Origin of the sequence: Niveispirillum cyanobacteriorum, from assembly GCF_002868735.1 — a bacterium.
Classification (GTDB): domain Bacteria; phylum Pseudomonadota; class Alphaproteobacteria; order Azospirillales; family Azospirillaceae; genus Niveispirillum; species Niveispirillum cyanobacteriorum.
In genome coordinates, this window is sequence record NZ_CP025611.1 from 2,483,384 (window position 1) to 2,501,180 (window position 17,797).

Below are 17,797 nucleotides of genomic sequence, written 5' to 3' on the forward strand. Positions count from 1 at the left end.
ACAAAAGTGGCTACAGCCCGCCCAGCCAGTCACTCAGCCGGGGCATCAGGGCCTCTGTCTCGCCGGCAACGAATAATATCTTTGACCGGTCCGTGCCACCCGCGACGACGCCGATGCTGCTTTTCGGAATTCGCCACGCTTTGGCCAGCAGTTCGATGATGGCAGCGTTGGCCTTGCCATCTTCCGGCACGGCGGTGACCGCGATCTTTACCTGCTGCCGCCCGTCGGCCCCCTCCGCCACGCCCTGTACTGCGTTGCGGCTGGCGCGGGGGGTGGCGCGGACAAACAGCCGCACGCCGCCCTGGGCCGGTTCCAGAGGCGGCCTGACGGTCATCAGATGATGCCGTAATTCAGGATCAAGCGCTGGATGAACATTACGATCAGGATCAGGACGACCGGCGACAGATCGACGCCCCCCAGATTGGGCAGGACATTGCGGATGGGCCGCAGGGCCGGTTCCGTCAACCGGTACAGCACGTCAGAGATCATATAGACCGCCCGGTTGCGGGTGTTCACCACATTGAAGGCGATCAGCCAGGACAGGATGGCTGAAATGATCAGCACCCAGACATAGAGGTCCAGCGCCACATAAAGGATTTCGGCGATGGTGCGCAGCAGCGGGTCCATGTTCATTCCATGTCCGGTGGGCGGGCGGCGGATACCGACCCGCATCTGTTGAGGAACGTAATGTCGCGACCCCGCCCTGTCCACCCCTGCGCGGGTCCGCCCCGGATCGGGACCATGGGGCCATGCACCAAATGTAGGCCCTGGCCGTGAAGGCATGCTTGACAGGGCGGGGCCAGATCAGCATTATCCGCGCCACTTCGGGGGCCTGCCGTTCTGGTAGGTTCGATGGTGCGGGGCCGTAGCTCAGCTGGGAGAGCGTCGCGTTCGCAATGCGAAGGTCGGGAGTTCGATCCTCCTCGGCTCCACCATTCCTCCGGGTTTCCGATCAGACTTGAATTTCGGGTTCGGCAGATGCATCGCTGTTCCGGCATGGCCGACCTGATATGCTGGTATCCACGCCCTTTGGCGGGAAGGCAGCCTTATGCCCACTGAGATACGGCACATCATCTTCACCAATGAAGAGGTGATCCGCGCGGTCGTGGATTATCACCGCCGTTCGGGAAACCCCCTGCCGTCGGGTAGCATCATCCGTCTGGAAATCCAGACGGAGCCGCAGGTGCGCTGCGCCCTGCATATTGGTCTGGATGACGGGGCGCGGCAGGTGCAGTGGATCGATAACCCCACGCTGGCCGCCTGCCTCATCTTCTACTGCATCAATCAGCGTATCCCGCTACCCACCAAATCGGCCAAGCAGTTGCATATGATGAACGACAAGGTCACCCTGGTTGTTCACAAGAATGCCCAGACCGACCGGGGCGGCGCGCGGGTGGCATGATTTGGCCCCTCAGGTGCCGACTGCGCTCAGAGCATCCTATTGTTGCAGTGCGGTGAATATAGACAGCCTTCAATGACGGGCGCACCATGCCCGCCACCTTCCACCATGGCGGTTCCAGCCCCATGATATCAGGCACGGCAAACCGGTCCGACGATCCCATGCCCCCGCCCGCGGAAAGCGCTCCCGCCCTGTTGCAACCCCTGCTGCCCTGGTGGCGGGCGCTGCCCCGCGCGGAAGGGACCTTGCCGCTCTGGACGGGTGAACTGGTCTTCGATCTGAAACCCTGGCTGGGCCATCTGCTGATGGCGCGGTTCCCGCGTGATGGGTCGGGGGCGCATTACACGCTGTACGGCTCTGGGCTGGTCGAATTCACGGGCCGCGACCTGACGGGGCGGGGCCTGCGCGATGCCAGCAAGTCGCCTGGCTTCAAGCTGACCGCCGACAGCTATGTGACCGCCCGGCAGACCGGTCGCGCGCATTGGAGCCGGGTGCGTGTAGACCTGCCGGGCGGGGACAATGTGCGCTATGACCGGCTGCTGCTGCCCTTTGCTTGTGCCGATGGCGATGCCCGCGTCCTGGGCGCCATCCGTTTTGACCGCCACCTGCCCCGGCACTGGGATGCCGACGATATGCGCCTGTCGATCGAGCAGGAGGCGTTGCTGGGATAGGAGGTTACATATAGTGACCCAAAGACAGGAAGTTTTCCTTTGTTGTGGCATCGACAGGCAGTTCCCGCTCCAGAACCAGTTCCGCCACGCGCGCGGCGATGGCGTCAAAGCCGGTGAGCTGGCTTTCGATGCTGTAACGGCCCCGGCCCGCCCGGATAGTCAACTGCATCCAGCCGCCTGACTTGTCCTTCTTTGTTGAATAGTAGCGCAGCTTCACGCCCGTGATCTGGTCCCAGCGGGCCATGACCATGAAGAAGCCGCTGGGCAGGACCAGGCCTTCTTCCGTTACCCGGCAGGCCGCCCCGCGCCGGGCCAGCGTTCGCAACCCCAGCCAGCCGAACAACCCAGCCCCCGCCAGCAGCGGCACCGCCACCAGCGGGTGGGCATCGAACCCGACCAGGGCAAGGGGGCCCAGCGTCACCGCCAGGCCCCCCGCCGCCCGCAACCCGTCAGCCTTTAGCGCATCTGCCGGATAGCGGCCGAACCCCGGTTCTGTCACTTGGACATCCCGTGGGCGCGCAGGATGAAGGCCTGGGACAGGGCCACTTCCTTCAGCTTGTCAAAGCGGCCGGTGGAACCGCCATGGCCGGCACTCATCTCCGTCTTCAGCATCAGGACATTGTCGTCGGTCTTGTAGACGCGCAGCTTGGCCGCCCACTTGGCCGGTTCCCAATAGGTGACGCGGTAATCATTCAGCCCTGCCGTGATCAGGATCGGCGGATAAGGCCGCTTGGTCACATTGTCATAGGGGCTGTAGGTCTTCATGACATCGTAGATTTCCTTGATGTTGGGATTGCCCCATTCCGGGTAATCGCCGGTGGTCAGGGGCAGCGTGTCGTCGAACAGGGTGTTCAGCACATCGACGAAGGGCACATGTGCCACGGCCCCGGCAAACATGCCGTCGGACGCCATGTTCAACACAGCGCCCATCAGGGTGCCGCCGGCGGACCCGCCCTCAATGCTGATCTGGCCGGGGCTGGTGTAACCCTGAGACACCAGGAACTGTGCCACATCCAGGAAATCGTTGAAGGTATTGGGCTTGTTGGTCAGGCGCCCGGCATCATGCCAGGGGCGGCCCATCTCCTCCCCCCCGCGGATATGGGCGATGGCATAGACGAAACCCCGATCCAGCAGGCCGATGCGATTGGTGGAGAAGCCGGGCTCCATGGCGATGGAGTAGGAGCCATAGCCATAGAGATGCATCGGTGCCTTGCCGTCCTTCTTCACATCCTTGCGATAGACGATGGAGACGGGAATGGGCGTGCCGTCGCGCGCAGGGGCCATCAACCGCTCGGAGGTGTAGAGCGAGGGATCATAGCCGCTGGGGATTTCCTGCACCTTGCGCGTCGTCAGGGTGCGGGCGGCCAAGTCATAGTCGAACACGGTCGGCGGCGTGACCAGAGAGTGGTAACGGACGCGAAGGGTACCCGTCTCATATTCCTCGTTATTCATGCCCGACACAGCGAAGGCGGCGTCAGGAAAGGCGATGGTGTGCGACCCGCCCTTATTGTCAAGCACCCAGACCTGCTGCGTGCCGTCCTGCCGTCCAAACACCACCAGCCAGTCCTTCAGTGCCAGCAAGCCCGTCAGATATTGCCGGTCGCTGCCGGCCATCACTTCAGTCCAGGCCTTCTCCGACCAGTCATTGATTGGCGTCTTCAGCAGGCGGAAATTCAGATGCTTGTCATTGGACAGGATCCACAGGCTGTCGCCCTGGTCGGCCACGGAATAGAGATGGTTCTCCCGGCGCGGGATCACCGGCTTGGGCTTGGCCGTCGGGTTATCGGACGGGATCAACAGGGTTTCGGAGGAGACCAGCGTGCCCGATCCGATCTCGATGAAGCGGCCGGATTGGCTTTCGCCGATGCCGACCCACCAGGACGGGTCCTGTTCCTCATACACCAGGGTACCAGCATCGGCCTTGGCGCCCAGGACCGTGCGCATCACCTGCTTGGGCCGCTGGCTTTCATCTTTGAGCACATAGAACAGGGTCTTGTTGTCGGCTGCCCAGACGACGGAACCCGAGGTACCGGGGATCGGCTCTCCCACGAACTCCCCGCTCGTCAGGTCCTTCACGACAATGGTGAAGTTTTCTGAGCCGTTATCATCGAAACTGTAGGCGAGATAGCGGCCATCGGGGCTGGGTTCCAGCGCCTCTACATCGTAGAAGTCCTTGCCCTTGGCCAGCTCGTTGACGTCCAGGATGGTCTTTTCAGATCCTTCCGCCTCACCCTTGGCGCGGCGCACGAAGGTGGGGTGGTCCTGTCCGGCGGCAAAGCGCGACTGGTAGATATAGGCGCCGCGCGGATAGGGCACACCAGTATCATCCTCCTTCACGCGGCCCTTCAACTCGGCGAACAGGCTGGCGCGCAGGCCGTCCTCCTCCTTGCCCAGGACCGTGTCGGTATAGGCGTTTTCCGCCTTCAGGTAATCCAGCACCTCCGCGTCATCGACCTTGGGATAATCCTTGTCGCGCAGCCAGTCATAGGGATCGACCCAGGTCTCGCCATGGCGCACATGCTCCACGGGCACCTGTTTGGCCACGGGCGGTGCGGGGAACAGGCTCTGGCGCAGCGGGGGCAGGTCGGTGGCGGTCTGCTGAACGGGCATCTCGGCGTTTTTCCTTGGCAAGGTCACATAGGCCAGCGTGGTGGCCCCGACCAGGGCGGCAAACAGGATCAGGATGCCAGGCCGGCGCGGCCCGCCCCCGGAATGATGACCCGATAACATGTGCGACACCCCGATGATGGTTGACGGTTGGCCGCAGGATAGGGCCGCAGATTGGAAGCGCCAATGCTGAAATCCAGGCGGACCCATCATTTAGGGCAGGCATCGGTACCCGAAACGATTTATAGTGGTACCCAATATAGATCGCTGCCCGATCCGGTTCCCGCCGCCAAACGGTGGAACTGATTGGAGCGGCATACATTTGTTTCAATCTGGTGTTTCACCAGACATTCAGTAGGAAGTCCGTCCAATGGGGGGCGGACCAGCCGCATGGCGGCGGACGGAACGGGGTCAAGCCTTGGTTGATGACGATTTCCTGTTCGCGGAGGATGGCACCCTCAAGGGTGCGCCTGCCGCGCTGCCGGAAAGCCGCCAGCCGGACGGCCCGCCCTGGCGCATTCTGATCGTCGATGACGATGAGGAGGTGCATTCCGTCACCCGCTACGCCCTGCGCAAGGTACGCTTCCGCGACCGCCCGCTGGAACTGCTGTCCGCCTATTCCGCGGCACAGGCGCTGACCATGCTGGCGGCAGAGGCCGATGTGGCCCTGGTCCTGCTGGACGTGGTGATGGAGACGGATGATGCCGGCCTGCGTCTGGTCCGCGCAATCCGCGAGGATCTGGCGGATACCGCCATCCGCATCATCCTGCGCACCGGACAGCCGGGGCAGGCGCCCGAGGAACGGGTGATCGTCGATTACGACGTCAATGACTACAAGGCCAAGACGGAACTCACCTCGCAGAAGCTGTTCACGACCGTGATCGCCGCCCTGCGTGCCTATGACAGCATCACGACCATCGAGGCCAACCGCCGTGGCCTGCGCCGCATGATCGCGCTGGATGACCGGCTGCGCCCCGATATGGGGATGGAGGCCTATGCCCAGACGGTCCTGGAACAGGCCGGCCCCATCCTGGGCGCCAATGCCTGCGGTCTTGCCTGTGTCGTGGAGGGGGTGGAGGGCTGGTCCATCGGCGGCACCCGTTTCCGGCCCCTGGCCGCCACAGGACGTTTTGCCGATATGACAGCGGTCCCGGAAGGCAGCCCTCTGCATGAACGGCTGCTGGCCGCCCTGGCCGACCGGCGCACGGGCGTGGCCGGACAGACAGCCACGCTCTACATGCCCGGCCCCGATGGCGGGGCCTTCCTGGCCATTCTGGATTGCGACCGTGTGCTGATGCCAGCGGATGCGGAGATGCTGGGCGTTCTGACGGCCAAGTTCGCGGGCGGGTTGGTCAATCTGGTGCTGTATGAACAGCTGAGCCAGGCCAATACCGACCTGCGCGCCCTCACCCAGACGCTGGAACATCGCGTCGCTGAACGCACCCGCGAGCTGTCGGAAGCCAATGCCAAGCTGGAAACGCTGGCCAGCATCGACAGCCTGACCGGCATCCTGAACCGCCGCCGCTTCATGGAACTGGCCGAGGCGGAATGGGATCGCTGCACACGTTATGGCCGCGCCTTCTCCCTGCTGCTGCTGGACCTGGATCAGTTCAAGCGCATCAACGACAACCACGGGCATGCCGCCGGCGACACCGCGATCCGCGTTGCCGCTGAACGGGCGGGCAGCAGCCTGCGCACCACCGATTGCCTGGCCCGCTTCGGGGGGGAAGAACTGGTGGCCATGTTGCCTGAAACCGACCTGCCGGCGGCCCTGCTGGCGGCGGAACGCATCCGCAGCGCCATCGGCACCCATCCCGTCCTGCATGAGGACAAGGCCATCCCGCTGACCACCAGCATCGGCGTTGCCTCCTGGCGCGGGGATACGGAAACACTGGCCCAATTGCTGGACCGCGCCGATCAGGCGCTGTATCAGGCGAAGCTGCAGGGCCGTAACCGCGTGGAAGCGTCCCGCGTCACCGTTTCCTGAAGGCGTTCATCGACCATGCCCCTGACCGCACCGGCCTTTCCCCGGCCCCTGCACGCTGTTGTCTTCGATATGGACGGGCTGCTGATCGACACGGAACGCCATGTGCGCGAAGCGACGCTGGGGGCGGCGCTGGATGTTGGCCGGCCCATGGATGATGATTTCTATGCTGGCATCATCGGCACGCCCTGGCCCGAAACGCTGGCTATGCTGAAGGATTATTTCGGCGGGCAGGACGGGTTTGACCGGTTCCGCGCCCATTTCGTGCCCCGGATGGAGGCCTTGCGCCAAGGCGTGGAGATGATGGCGGGTGTGGTCGAACTGCTGGACTATCTGGACACAGCAGGCCTGCCCAAGGCCGTGGCGACCTCCACGGGCCGGGAGAAGGCCGACGAACATCTGCGCCATGTCGGCATCCATCATCGTTTCGATGCCATCGTCACCCGCGATGACGTCACGCGCGGCAAGCCGCATCCCGAACCGTACCTAACGGCGGCCCGGCTGCTGGGTGTTGATCCCGCCCATTGCCTGGCGCTGGAGGACAGCCATAACGGCATCCGCTCCGCCCATGGCGCCGGCATGATGGCGGTGATGGTGCCCGACCTGCTACCCGCCACGGACGAGATGCGGGCGCTGGCCCTGCATGTGGCCGAAAGCCTGCATCAAGTGCGGGGAATGCTGCGGGGGTGATGGTCACATCACTTCCCGGCGTTCCTCCGGCGGGGGGATGGGGCGGCCCAGGCGGACCCAGACGGCGCGACGTTCGTTGGGCGTCATCACGCCCCAGCGCATGATCTCTTCCAGCAGCCGCTTGCAGCCCAGACAGTATTGGCGCTTGCGGTCAAGGTCGCAGCGGCGGATGCAGGGGCTGGGCACGTAATCATCGGGGTCGGGCACCTGTACCTGGATAACCATCGTACATTATCCCCCCATCGCAGCGGCCAACCGCGCGCCGCTGACAAAGGCCGCCTCGGCCCGCGCTTCCAGACACCAGTCGCCGCAGGCCCCGATGCCAAGCGCAGGGTCCAGCAGGAACCCGTCGGAAAGCGGCCTTGTGGGCAGGGCATAGCGCCAGCGATGGGCGCTGATCAAGGCCGGATCGCCACTGATGCCCGTCGCGGCGCGGAATGCCGGCAGCAGGGCCGCCGCCACCGCATCCGCCGCATCCTCCAGATGCCGGATGGACCAGTCAGGTGCCGCGTGGGCGACAAAGCTGGCGCCCCCGGCGCGGCCCGGCTTGGCCCCATCATGGGCGATCCAGGACAGGGGGCGATCTTCTGCCCCCGCGCCTGCGATGAAGGCGGCATCCCAGGCGGGCAGGGCTGCCTGATCAAAGCCCAGCATCAGGGCCCAGCAGGGGGCCATCACAGCCTCACCCGCGTGCATGGCCAGGGCGGGGGCGACGGGCGACAACAGGTCCACAGCCTGGGGCGACGGAACCGCGACGATGACAGCGGCAAACGGCCCCTCCACCGCCCCATCCTCCATCCGCAGATGCCAGTCACCGGGGGCACCTGTAATTGACAGGGCACGGCGGGCAAAGCGGGGACGGGCGGCATCGGGCAGACGGGCGATCAGGCCCTGGATGATGCCGTTCATGCCGGGCACGCCCACGAACCGTTCCACGGGATGCGGCTCCACCCCGCCGTCGGCAGTCAGGCGCACAATATGCCCGGTCCAGGGCGCGGCATGGCCATCAGCCACCAGCCCGTCCACGACACGGCGCAGGCCGGCATCGCGCACCGTCAGATATTGCCCGCCATGGTCAAAGCGCCAGCCATCGGCCCGCCGCGTGGACAGACGCCCGCCCGGTCCCCGCCCCTTGTCGAACAGGGCGACGGCCATCCCCCGCTGCGTCAGCGACAAAGCCGCCGACAGACCGGCAAGGCCGGCGCCGATAATGGCGGTGGGGTGGGCGGAGGCAGGGTTCTGCATGATGGTTCCGGTCTGCGGGGATAAGGTGCGGTGCCAGATGGGGTGCTGCCGTTGCCTGTCCAGGGTGCACAGGCGAGAATCTGTTCGGCTACTGCCCATACTATGCTTGTGCGTCATGGCACCAGGGGCAACGAAATGGTAACAATAGTCCATTGATTGAGGCCGCGAGCAGGCGATGGACGGTACGACCGGCGCAGAACGGCCCCCCACCTCACCGGACCGCCTTCGGGTGCGCTATCCGGTCCTGTCTCCCTGGCTGGCTTTGCCGCTGGCGCTGGCCGGGATGGCGGCTCTTGCCGTGACCTTGCTGCGGCCCGAAGCGGCCCTGCCCGCCGGGGTCAGCCCCTGGCAGCCAGCGGCACTTGCCTGTGCCGGGCTGGCGGTCCTGCTACTGCTGGCCGTCATCATCCACGCCGCCTGTCAGCAACGATCCCAATCCATCCGCGAACGCCAGGAACTGCGCGACGCCAATGCCGCCCTGGTGGCGCAGGTGGCGCGTCAGCAGGCGGTGATGGACCGGCTGGCACAGTCGGAACGCAAATATCGCGAGATTTATGAGACGGCGATGGAAGGGATGTTCACCATCGACATTCCCGGCCGTTTCCTGTCCGCCAATCCCGCCCTGCTGGCCATGCTGCGCTATGACAGTCTGGAACAGCTGCAGGCCGAAGTGCAGGACGCCACCGTCAGTTTCTACATGGATCAGCAGAACCGGGAGGCCATCACCCAGGCCCTGCTGGCACAGGAAGAGGTGGGCAGCGTTCCCGTCGAACTGCGCCGCCGTGACGGCGAAGGCTTCTGGGTCGCCATTTCGGCCCGAATCATCCGCAATGCAGATGGCAAGGCCGTGGCCTTCCAGGGCAGCGTGCGCGACATCACGCAATGGCGCCGCGACCGGCAGGCCATGGAGGCGGCCTTGAACGCCGCCGAAATGGCCAACCGCGCCAAGTCGGAATTCCTGGCGAACATGACGCATGAGTTGCGCACGCCGCTGAACGCCATCATCGGCTTTTCAGAGATCATCGCGACGGAGGCTATGGGGCCGATGGGTCAGCCCGCCTATCGCGAATATGCCCATGATGTCCACGACAGCGGCCAGATGCTGCTGTCGCTGATCAACGACATCCTAGACCTGTCCAAGATCCAGGCCGGCAAGAAAGAACTATCGGAAAAGCTGGTGGATGTGCCCCGCCTGATCCGGTCCAGCATGCGCCTTGTTGCCGAGCGTGCCGACAAGGGCGGGGTGCTGCTGGAAACGGAGATGGAGGCGGAACTGCCGCCCGTGCGCGCCGATGAGGTGGCGTTGAAGCAGATCCTGTCCAATCTTCTGTCCAACGCCGTGAAATTCACGCCGCAGGGCGGCAAGGTGGTCTGCGGTGCCCGGGTGGAGGCCGATGGCGGCATGTCGCTCTATGTCCGCGACAATGGCATCGGCATGCGCGAGGAAGATATCGCGACCGCCATGGAGCCGTTCCGCCAGATCGAGGGCAGTCATTCCCGCTCCGCCGGCGGTGTGGGGCTGGGTCTGCCCCTGGTCCTGGCGTTGGCACGCCTGCATGGCGGCGACGCCACGCTGGAAAGCACCGTCGATATCGGCACCACGGTCACCGTCGTCCTACCACCCGCCCGGGTGCAGGCCATGCCCCTGGCCTTCCTGCGCTCCGTCATTCCGGCATAGGCCGGCATAGGGATGTCGGAGACCAAGCATTCGGGACCTCAACCACCGCCATTTACATCCGATCCCGGATGAATTAGTCTTCGTGCCGAAACAAGCCGGAGCCTGACGCCCATGGATTTGAACCCGCACATCTGACCGCCGCCCCCGCCGGGGGCCGTCTCATGTCCGACCAGGGTTCCATCCATGCCGCATTGGCTTGTGGCCGAGGGGCTGTGCTTCACGCATGGCGCCGACCGGCCGTTGATCGACGCTCTCTCCCTTTCTATCGCCGATGAACGGGTCGCCCTGCTGGGTGGCAACGGGGTTGGCAAGACAACCCTGCTGAACCTGCTGACGGGGGTCATTCAGCCCGCGCGCGGCCATGTCGCCCGGCGGGGCCGGCATTTCCATTGGCCGCAACTGACCCAACCGGGGCAGGTGGTCGGTGACCTGCTGCCCGATGATCCGGGCCGGGCGGCGGCGTTGGCACGCCTGCACCTGCCGCCCGACCTGCCGGACGCGCTGCCGTTGGACCGCCTGTCGGGCGGACAGGTGGCGCGGCTGCGGCTGGTGGCCATCCGGTTGATGCGGCCCGATCTTCTGATCCTGGACGAGCCGGGCAATGACCTGGATGAAGGGGGGCGGGCGCTGCTGTCCGATCTGATCCGGGGTTGGCGCGGCGGGTTGCTGCTGGTCAGTCATGAGGCGGGGCTGCTGTCGCTGACCGACCGTATCCTGGAACTGTCCCCCCTGGGCCTGCGCAGCCATGGCGGAGGTTATCAAGGCTGGCTGGCCGCCAGCGAGGCCGAGCGCCAAGCGGCGGAACGCGCCCTGGCCGATGCCGGCAAACAGGCACGCTTGGCGCGGGAAACAGCGCGGGAGGAGGCGGCCAGGGCGGCGCGGCGCGCGCGCACCGGCAAACAGGAAAGGGCGCGGGGGTCGAACGCCCCCATCCTGATGGGCATGCGCCGCGACAATGCCGAACGCGCGGCATCGGCAAGGCGCATCAAGGGGGAACGACAGATACAGGCCGCCAGCATGGCGCTGGATCACGCACGCGACCGTCTGCCCCCGCCCTTGCCACCCCTGGATATGGCCATCGGCGCATCCGCCGTGCCGGCAGGCAGGGTTCTGCTGCGGGCAGAGGGGCTGTGCCTGTCGCGGGGCGGGCGGGAACTGTGGCGGGACCTGTGCTTCACTATCACCGGCCCCGCGCGCATCGCCCTGACGGGGCCGAACGGGGCGGGGAAAAGCAGCCTGCTTGACTGTCTGACGGGTTGCCTGGCCGCCGATGCCGGCAGCATCACCCGTGCGCCCGGCCTGCGTCTGGCGCGGCTGGATCAACGTCTGGCCGCCGCATCGGATGACACGCCCCTGTCACTGTCCCGCGCAGCACAGCCGCAACAGTCGGAGGGGGCGATCCGCGCCAGTCTGGCCCGATTCGGCTTCCGGGCGGGGGCGGCGCTGGTGCCGCTGCGCCTGCTGTCGGGCGGCATGCGGGTGCGCGCCCATCTCTGCGCCGCGCTGGGTGGTCCGGTCGCACCGCAACTTCTGCTGCTGGACGAGCCGGCCAACCATCTGGACCTGGAAGGGCGCGGAGCCTTGCTGGAGGCCCTGAATGCCTATGATGGCGCCCTCATCCTGGTCAGCCATGACCGGGATTTCCGCCACGCGGTAAACACCGATCAGGAGATCGCGATCCCAGGCCAAAACCATAGGTGATGAGTACGACCGGCAGGATCGGCCATAAGCGCATAATCAAACTATGTCTGATACAATGTTAACGAGTAAATCATTTGATGGTCATACGACCAACCGCTAGTCTCTCCGCATCCTTGCAGGCACGCGGCGCCCATCCCGGCACGCTGCGTGCCCACCAGCCAAAGCGGAGGGGATGGGAATGAGCGATATCCTGGATATAGCGATTGTCGGTGGCGGCGTGACTGGCACCTATTGCGCCTGGCGCCTGACGGGCGATCAGGGGATCACGGGCGCCAAGGTGGCGATGTTCGAATATAGCGACCGGATCGGCGGCCGCCTGTACACCAAGACCATCCCCGGCATGCCCAACATCGCCGCCGAACTGGGCGGCATGCGCTATATCCCGCCCAGCGAGGAGGATGACGCCTCCAACCAGCCGATGGTCAGCAATCTGATCGACGCGCTGGGCCTGCCCTCGCATGTCTTCCTGATGGGCAATCCCAAGCCCGGCCCCGACGGGCAGCCCATCGGCGAGAAGGACAACATCTTCTTCCTGCGCGGCAAGCATCTGAAGATGAAGGAGCAGTCCGACCCGGACAAGGTGCCCTACAACCTGTCCTGGAACGAACGCGGCAAGAGCGTGAATGACCTGCAGGTCTTTGCCTTCGATCTGCTGGTGCCCAAGAACAAGCGCAATTCGCTGGATGCGCTGATGGAAACCACGGTGTTCGGCCACCCGCTGTACACGTACGGTTTCTGGAACCTGATGAGCCAGACCCTGTCGTCGGAGGCCTATCAGTTCATGAAGGATGCCGGCGGCTATGACGCGAACGTGGCCAACGCAAATGCCGTGGCACAGTTGCCGGCCACCGAATATGCCAATACCAGCGGCTTCAAGGCCATCACCGGCGGCTATCAGCGCCTGCCCCTGACGCTGGCAGAAAAGGCGGCAGCCCAGGGCACCGACATCCGCATGAACCGCCGCATTTCCCGCATCGAACGGGGAGAGGACGGCGTTTACAGCCTTACCGTGGTCGAAACGGAGACCCAGCTGGTCTATGCCGACCTGGGCGGCCTGCGCGAGGTGACCAAGGATAAGGAGGGGGTGGAACCCACCATCGTGAAGGCCAAGGATATCATCCTGGCCCTGCCGCGCCGGTCTCTGGAACTGATCGAATGGGTGGAATGGAAGCAGCCCGACGTGAAGGCCATGGTCAACTCAGTGCTGATCCAGGACGCGTTCAAGCTGCTGCTGGCCTATGACTACCCCTGGTGGGAGGCGCAGGGCCTGGTGGCCGGGCGTTCCATCACCGACCTTCCCGTCCGCCAGATCTACTATTTCGGAACGGAGGAGGATCAGCCGCATGGGGAGAAGGGCAATACCCGTTCCCTGCTGATGGCATCCTACAATGACATCACCACCGTCCCCTTCTGGAAGGGTCTGGAAAAGGGTGCGCCCTTCCTGGGTCGCCTGCCCGAGGGGGTGAAGGGTGTCGCCAAGGAGAAATCCGGATCGGGTGAGGCCGACACACCCATCCCGCTGGCCGAATGCATCGCCACCGACGCCATGGTCTCCAGCGCGCATTCGCAGATCCTGGCCGTGCACGGTCTGGTCGATGTCGATCAGCCCTATTCGGCCATCTATCACGACTGGTCGGGCGATCCGTATGGCGGCGGCTGGCACGAATGGAAGGCGGGTTTCCGCTACGACAAGCTGATGCCTGCCATCCGCCAGCCCGTGCTGAAGGATCGCGTCTTCATCTGTGGCGAGGCCTATTCCAACAATCAGGGCTGGGTCGAGGGCTGTTTGCAGACGGCTGAACATGTGCTGCTGGAAAAGTTCGACCTGCCCTGGCCCGCCTATCTGGCGCATCTGAAGGACCAGCAGGCAGCTGTTCTCGGACCGTAAGCCACTGCTTACGAATGGGGCGCCCGACAGGCCGGGCGCCCTTCCCCCCCGTCCCGCATATCCACATTCCTTGCCCACGGGAGATGGCGCCCATGAATCCGCTTCCCACCGACTTCACCGTTTCCGACTATCTGATCCAGCGCCTGCATGAGGCGGGGCTGCGCGACGTCTTCACGGTGCCCGGCGATTATGTCGCCCGCTGGTTCGATTATATTGACGACAAGGCCCGCAATGTCGGGTCGCAGCTGAACCGGCTGGGCTGCCGATCGGAGCTGGAGGCGGGGTATGCCGCCGATGCCTATGGCCGGATCAACGGCATTTCCTGCGCTGCCGTCACCTATGGTGTCGGCGCCTTCTCGCTGATCAATCCGGTGGCCGGTTCCTATGTCGAGCGCGTGCCGACGGTCGCCATTTCCGGCAGCCCCGGCACTGGTCCCGCCGACCGGCCCTTTGCCCGCACCTACAAGATCCTGCTGCACCATGCGACAGGCAATTACGGGGCCGATCGCGATGCCTATGAGGACATCACGGCGGAAGCCATCATCATCAGCGACGCCGCCGAGGCCCCTGCCATGATCGACGGTGCTCTGGGCGCCGCCCTGTCGGAAAAGCGGCCCGTCTATATCGAGATCTGGCGGCAGCTGTGGGATACGCCCTGCGCCAAGCCGGAAAAGGCGCTGGTCATCCCGCCCTTGCCCATCGACCAGGATGCCGTGGACGCCGCCGCCGCGCATGTGGCCAGCCTGATCAAGGCCGCTGCCAAGCCCCTGTTCTGGGGCGGGATCGAGGTGCAGCGCTATGGCCTGCAGGATGGCTTCGCAGGACTGGTCGATCAGACGGGCATCCCCTATGTCACCAGTCTTCTGGCCAAAAGCGTGCTGGCCGAGACCCATCCCGGCTTCATCGGCACCTACACAGGGCCGTCATCGGATTATTCCACCTATAACACTGTCGATCTGTCCGATCTGGTGGTGGTGACGGGCGACCTGCTGACCGATGATTATGAAGGCTTCGTGGGCAAGGATTTCCGCCAGATGGTGGTGGCCTATGACAGCACAGTGCGGGTGGGCGAGGCCTATTATTTCCAGGTACCGCTGGCGGCCTTTATCGAGGCCCTGTCCATCGCGTTGAAGGATGCGGGCAAGCGCGACCCCTGGGCCGTCAAGGGACCGGCGGTCATTGACCCGGATTTCAAGCCCTTCCCGCCGGACGTGATTACCTATGCCCGCTTCTTCCAGCGCATGCTGACCTGGGTCGATGCCGACATGACCCTGGTGCCCGATGAAAGCAGCAGCATGTATGTCAGCTGCAACATCCCCGTGAACCGGGCCAACGCCTTTGTGTCGGAGGCGGCCTGGGGCAGCATCGGCTATGCCTCGGCGGCAGCGCTGGGCCTGTCGGTGGCAGCTCCGGATGCGCGGCCCGTGGTGTTTGCCGGCGATGGCGGGTTCCAGATGGTGGCGCAGACGGTCAGCACCATGGCGGTCTATAAGCGCAACCCCATCATCTTCGTGATGGCCAACACCATCTATGGCATCGAACAGGCCCTGACCAACGACAAGGCCTATACCGAGGGCCAGCCCTTCAACCCGTTCAATGTCATCCCGTCCTGGGATTACGCCGGGTTGGCCGTGGCGCTGGGCGCCAAGGGCGTGGCCGTGACAACCCTGACGGAGCTGGAGAGCGCCCTGTCGACGGTGAAAGCCGATCTGGATTCGGTCTGGCTGGTGCAGGTCAACCTGCCCGCCGACGACATCCCGCAGGAAATCCTGCGACTGGCCAGCAACACCGGCCCGACACCCCCGTAAGCTGTATGGGGCGGGTGTAACCACCCGCCCCCACTTCTTACACAAACAGCATCTGGTCACCAGGCCGCACCTGGCCCAGCAGGGTGACCATGCCCGTCGTCTCGACATTCAAATCGGGACGTAGGACCGGGTCGCGGATGCCCAGCGCCCGCCAACCCATTTCACAGGCCAGGAACGCCACACCCAGCTCGGCACAAGCCGTCAGCAACTCGTCAAACGTGCCCACACCGCGCAGGGCCAGCGTATCGTCGCGGGCCTCCGGGCTGGTGCCATCGTCGGAGAAATCCAGACGTTTCCAGCCTTCCCGCGCCATCAGGGCCGGCAGGGCGCGGCCTGTGAAGAACAGGGTCACGGGCCGTCCCGTGGCCGCGGCGGCAGCGGCCGTGACCAGGGCGTAATGCACACGGTCATAACCGCCGGACTGGATCACCAGCACCAGACCCCATTTTCCGTCGGACATGCAAAGGCTCCCCGGCGTGGTTTCACTTATGATGGGAAAGATCGATGTAGGTCGGGTGGGTGCCACAGACAGGGCAATCCGGGTCACGGCGGATTTTCACGGTCCGGAACCCCGTCTCCAGTGCTGAATACATCAGCAGGCGGCCCGACAGGCTGTCACCGATCCCCAGCAGTTCCTTCAACACCTCAACGGCCTGAAGGCTCCCCATTGTTCCCGCCAGGGCACCCAGAACCCCGCCTTCCGAACAGGACGGGATCATGCCGGGCGGCGGCGGCTCGCGGAAAATACAGCGATAGCAGGGGTGCGGGTCGCCACAATGCGCCTTGAAGGTGGATAGCTGCCCGTCAAAACGCAGCATGGCGGCACTGACCAGCGTCTTTCCCGCCAGATAACAGGCATCATTCAACAGGAAGCGGGTGGCGAAATTGTCGGTGCCATCGGCCACAACATCATAGCCGGCGATGATGTCCAGCACATTGGACCGGTTCAGACGGGTCTTGTGGACCTCCACCTTAACATCCGGGTTGATGGCGGCGATGCGGGCGGCCGCACTGTCCACCTTGGGCACGCCGATGCCGGCCGTATCATGAATCACCTGACGCTGCAGGTTCGATAGATCCACGACATCATCATCGACAATGCCGATGCGCCCCACCCCGGCGGCCGCCAGATACAGCAGCATGGGCGCCCCCAGCCCCCCTGCCCCCACGATCAGGGCGGAGGATGACAGCAGCTTCGACTGCCCCTCCCCGCCCACCTCACGCAGCATGATATGGCGGGCGTAACGGTCGATCTGGCTGTCAGACAGGTCCAGCATAAAGAGCTTCCTCAGGCAGCGAACAGGTCGCGGACGAGAAGATACAGAGGGTGGTCGGGTTGCGCCACCAATCGGATGGTCATACCCAGACAGACAACCACCAGCAGCGGCCGCACCAGTTTGGTGCCAAAGCGCAGGGCGGCATGGCTGCCGGCCCAGGCACCGACCACCTGCGCCACCGCCATGATCAGCCCCGCCTTCCAGACGATCTGCCCGCCCAGCGCGAACACGCCCAGGCTGACGACATTGCTGGTGAAGTTCAGCAGCTTGGTGTTGGCTGTGGCGCGGCGCATATTCATGCCCAGCAGCGCCACACAGCCCAACGCAAAGAAGCTGCCCGTGCCCGGCCCGAAAAACCCATCGTAGAAGCCGACCGCGAAGCCGATGGTCAGGCTGAAAGCCGGCAGGGTCATGCGGGCCTTGGCCTCCACATCACCCACGCGCGGGCTGAGCAGGAAATAGACGGCGATGGCGACCAGCAAGACGGGGATCACCGCCGTCATGAAGCCGGTTCCCGTCATCCGCACCACCATGGTGCCCGTGGCCGATCCCGCAAAGACGCACGCCACAGTGAAGGTCATGGCCTTCAGTTCAATCTGCCCCGCCCGCCAGAAGGTGATGGTGGCCATGGCGGTGCCGAAACTGCCCTGCAACTTGTTGGTGGCCAGTGCCGCCGCCGGTGGAATGCCCGTGGACAGCAGGGCCGGAATGGTGATCAACCCACCCCCGCCCGCGATTGCATCAACGAAGCCGGCCAGCAAGGCAGCACAGGCCAGAAAGACCAGGAGGTCGGTGGTCAGCAGTTCGGTCAAGATCAGGCCCGCAAACGGTTAGCTTCCAAATATTTCG

17 protein-coding genes and 1 tRNA gene are annotated in these 17,797 nt (G+C 64.7%); 9 read left to right on the forward strand and 9 right to left on the reverse strand.

Features of this window, described 5'->3' with window-relative positions; translation table 11 throughout:
- Positions 1 to 10 precede the first annotated feature (10 nt).
- Positions 11 to 334, reverse strand: a complete 324-nt coding sequence (locus tag C0V82_RS11540) for a DUF167 domain-containing protein (protein WP_102112472.1) — start codon at positions 332 to 334, stop codon at positions 11 to 13.
- Positions 334 to 627: a YggT family protein gene (locus C0V82_RS11545; protein ID WP_102113388.1), complete on the reverse strand. Its 294-nt coding sequence runs from the start codon at positions 625 to 627 to the stop codon at positions 334 to 336. The genes C0V82_RS11540 and C0V82_RS11545 overlap by 1 nt, the downstream gene beginning before the upstream one ends.
- Positions 628 to 859: 232 nt before the next feature.
- Between C0V82_RS11545 and C0V82_RS11550 the strand changes: the two genes are divergently transcribed.
- From C0V82_RS11550 to C0V82_RS11560, 3 genes are all read left to right on the forward strand, one after another.
- A tRNA-Ala gene (locus C0V82_RS11550) sits at positions 860 to 935 on the forward strand.
- Positions 936 to 1,048: 113 nt separating this feature from the next.
- Positions 1,049 to 1,402 carry a hypothetical protein gene (locus C0V82_RS11555; RefSeq protein WP_054168115.1) on the forward strand — a complete coding sequence of 118 codons (354 nt, stop codon included), beginning with the start codon at positions 1,049 to 1,051 and terminating at the stop codon, positions 1,400 to 1,402.
- A gap of 86 nt (positions 1,403 to 1,488) precedes the next feature.
- Positions 1,489 to 2,070: a PAS domain-containing protein gene (locus tag C0V82_RS11560; protein ID WP_102112473.1), complete on the forward strand. Its 582-nt coding sequence runs from the start codon at positions 1,489 to 1,491 to the stop codon at positions 2,068 to 2,070.
- A gap of 4 nt (positions 2,071 to 2,074) precedes the next feature.
- Here the strand turns inward: C0V82_RS11560 and C0V82_RS11565 are convergent, their stop codons facing one another.
- Both C0V82_RS11565 and C0V82_RS11570 read right to left on the reverse strand, forming a co-directional pair.
- Entirely contained in the window at positions 2,075 to 2,569 is a 495-nt protein-coding gene (locus C0V82_RS11565) for a hypothetical protein (protein ID WP_102112474.1), read from the reverse strand.
- Positions 2,566 to 4,800 carry a S9 family peptidase gene (locus C0V82_RS11570; protein WP_245924076.1) on the reverse strand — a complete coding sequence of 745 codons (2,235 nt, stop codon included), beginning with the start codon at positions 4,798 to 4,800 and terminating at the stop codon, positions 2,566 to 2,568. Before C0V82_RS11570 ends, C0V82_RS11565 begins: the two co-directional genes overlap by 4 nt.
- 295 nt (positions 4,801 to 5,095) lie before the next feature.
- On the opposite strand from C0V82_RS11570, the gene C0V82_RS11575 reads away from it, so the two are divergent.
- On the forward strand, positions 5,096 to 6,664 hold the full coding sequence (locus C0V82_RS11575) for a diguanylate cyclase (RefSeq protein WP_158659877.1): 1,569 nt from the start codon (positions 5,096 to 5,098) through the stop codon (positions 6,662 to 6,664).
- Positions 6,665 to 6,679: 15 nt separating this feature from the next.
- Positions 6,680 to 7,351, forward strand: coding sequence for an HAD family hydrolase (locus C0V82_RS11580; protein ID WP_102112476.1), 672 nt, complete (start codon positions 6,680 to 6,682; stop codon positions 7,349 to 7,351).
- 3 nt (positions 7,352 to 7,354) lie between these two features.
- Here C0V82_RS11580 and C0V82_RS11585 read toward each other — a convergent pair whose 3' ends face one another.
- Both C0V82_RS11585 and C0V82_RS11590 read right to left on the reverse strand, forming a co-directional pair.
- On the reverse strand, positions 7,355 to 7,576 hold the full coding sequence (locus C0V82_RS11585) for a DUF1289 domain-containing protein (protein ID WP_102112477.1): 222 nt from the start codon (positions 7,574 to 7,576) through the stop codon (positions 7,355 to 7,357).
- 6 nt (positions 7,577 to 7,582) lie between these two features.
- On the reverse strand, positions 7,583 to 8,596 hold the full coding sequence (locus C0V82_RS11590; protein WP_158659878.1) for an NAD(P)/FAD-dependent oxidoreductase: 1,014 nt from the start codon (positions 8,594 to 8,596) through the stop codon (positions 7,583 to 7,585).
- 175 nt (positions 8,597 to 8,771) lie between these two features.
- On the opposite strand from C0V82_RS11590, the gene C0V82_RS11595 reads away from it, so the two are divergent.
- The 4 genes from C0V82_RS11595 to C0V82_RS11610 all read left to right on the forward strand — a co-directional run bounded on the left by C0V82_RS11595 (position 8,772) and on the right by C0V82_RS11610 (position 15,671).
- Entirely contained in the window at positions 8,772 to 10,274 is a 1,503-nt protein-coding gene (locus tag C0V82_RS11595; RefSeq protein WP_102112479.1) for a PAS domain-containing sensor histidine kinase, read from the forward strand.
- Positions 10,275 to 10,457: 183 nt separating this feature from the next.
- A complete protein-coding gene (locus C0V82_RS11600; RefSeq protein ID WP_102112480.1) occupies positions 10,458 to 11,975 on the forward strand; it encodes an ATP-binding cassette domain-containing protein in 1,518 nt (505 codons plus the stop codon).
- A gap of 178 nt (positions 11,976 to 12,153) precedes the next feature.
- Positions 12,154 to 13,863 (forward strand): flavin monoamine oxidase family protein, encoded by a 1,710-nt coding sequence (locus C0V82_RS11605; protein WP_158659879.1) that lies wholly within the window; start codon positions 12,154 to 12,156, stop codon positions 13,861 to 13,863.
- Between the two features lie 92 nt (positions 13,864 to 13,955).
- On the forward strand, positions 13,956 to 15,671 hold the full coding sequence (locus tag C0V82_RS11610) for an alpha-keto acid decarboxylase family protein (RefSeq protein WP_158659880.1): 1,716 nt from the start codon (positions 13,956 to 13,958) through the stop codon (positions 15,669 to 15,671).
- Between the two features lie 37 nt (positions 15,672 to 15,708).
- Here C0V82_RS11610 and C0V82_RS11615 read toward each other — a convergent pair whose 3' ends face one another.
- The 3 genes from C0V82_RS11615 to C0V82_RS11625 are packed head-to-tail and all read right to left on the reverse strand — an operon-like array spanning position 15,709 to position 17,760.
- Positions 15,709 to 16,131: a DsrE family protein gene (locus C0V82_RS11615; RefSeq protein WP_102112483.1), complete on the reverse strand. Its 423-nt coding sequence runs from the start codon at positions 16,129 to 16,131 to the stop codon at positions 15,709 to 15,711.
- A gap of 22 nt (positions 16,132 to 16,153) precedes the next feature.
- A complete protein-coding gene (locus tag C0V82_RS11620) occupies positions 16,154 to 16,948 on the reverse strand; it encodes a HesA/MoeB/ThiF family protein (protein WP_425438238.1) in 795 nt (264 codons plus the stop codon).
- A gap of 11 nt (positions 16,949 to 16,959) precedes the next feature.
- Positions 16,960 to 17,760 carry a TSUP family transporter gene (locus tag C0V82_RS11625; RefSeq protein ID WP_102112484.1) on the reverse strand — a complete coding sequence of 267 codons (801 nt, stop codon included), beginning with the start codon at positions 17,758 to 17,760 and terminating at the stop codon, positions 16,960 to 16,962.
- Positions 17,761 to 17,797: the final 37 nt, after the last annotated feature.

Bases quoted from the DNA above. Each gene is read 5' to 3' on its own strand.
- C0V82_RS11585 (WP_102112477.1), bottom strand. From the start codon at position 7,576: ATGGTTATCCAGGTACAGGTGCCCGACCCCGATGATTACGTGCCCAGC.
- C0V82_RS11605 (WP_158659879.1), top strand. From the start codon at position 12,154: ATGAGCGATATCCTGGATATAGCGATTGTCGGTGGCGGCGTGACTGGC.
- C0V82_RS11580 (WP_102112476.1), top strand. From the start codon at position 6,680: ATGCCCCTGACCGCACCGGCCTTTCCCCGGCCCCTGCACGCTGTTGTC.
- C0V82_RS11545 (WP_102113388.1), bottom strand. From the start codon at position 627: ATGGACCCGCTGCTGCGCACCATCGCCGAAATCCTTTATGTGGCGCTG.
- C0V82_RS11610 (WP_158659880.1), top strand. From the start codon at position 13,956: ATGAATCCGCTTCCCACCGACTTCACCGTTTCCGACTATCTGATCCAG.
- C0V82_RS11555 (WP_054168115.1), top strand. From the start codon at position 1,049: ATGCCCACTGAGATACGGCACATCATCTTCACCAATGAAGAGGTGATC.
- C0V82_RS11595 (WP_102112479.1), top strand. From the start codon at position 8,772: ATGGACGGTACGACCGGCGCAGAACGGCCCCCCACCTCACCGGACCGC.
- C0V82_RS11540 (WP_102112472.1), bottom strand. From the start codon at position 334: ATGACCGTCAGGCCGCCTCTGGAACCGGCCCAGGGCGGCGTGCGGCTG.
- C0V82_RS11615 (WP_102112483.1), bottom strand. From the start codon at position 16,131: ATGTCCGACGGAAAATGGGGTCTGGTGCTGGTGATCCAGTCCGGCGGT.
- C0V82_RS11560 (WP_102112473.1), top strand. From the start codon at position 1,489: ATGCCCGCCACCTTCCACCATGGCGGTTCCAGCCCCATGATATCAGGC.
- C0V82_RS11620 (WP_425438238.1), bottom strand. From the start codon at position 16,948: ATGCTGGACCTGTCTGACAGCCAGATCGACCGTTACGCCCGCCATATC.
- C0V82_RS11600 (WP_102112480.1), top strand. From the start codon at position 10,458: ATGCCGCATTGGCTTGTGGCCGAGGGGCTGTGCTTCACGCATGGCGCC.
- C0V82_RS11570 (WP_245924076.1), bottom strand. From the start codon at position 4,800: ATGTTATCGGGTCATCATTCCGGGGGCGGGCCGCGCCGGCCTGGCATC.
- C0V82_RS11590 (WP_158659878.1), bottom strand. From the start codon at position 8,596: ATGCAGAACCCTGCCTCCGCCCACCCCACCGCCATTATCGGCGCCGGC.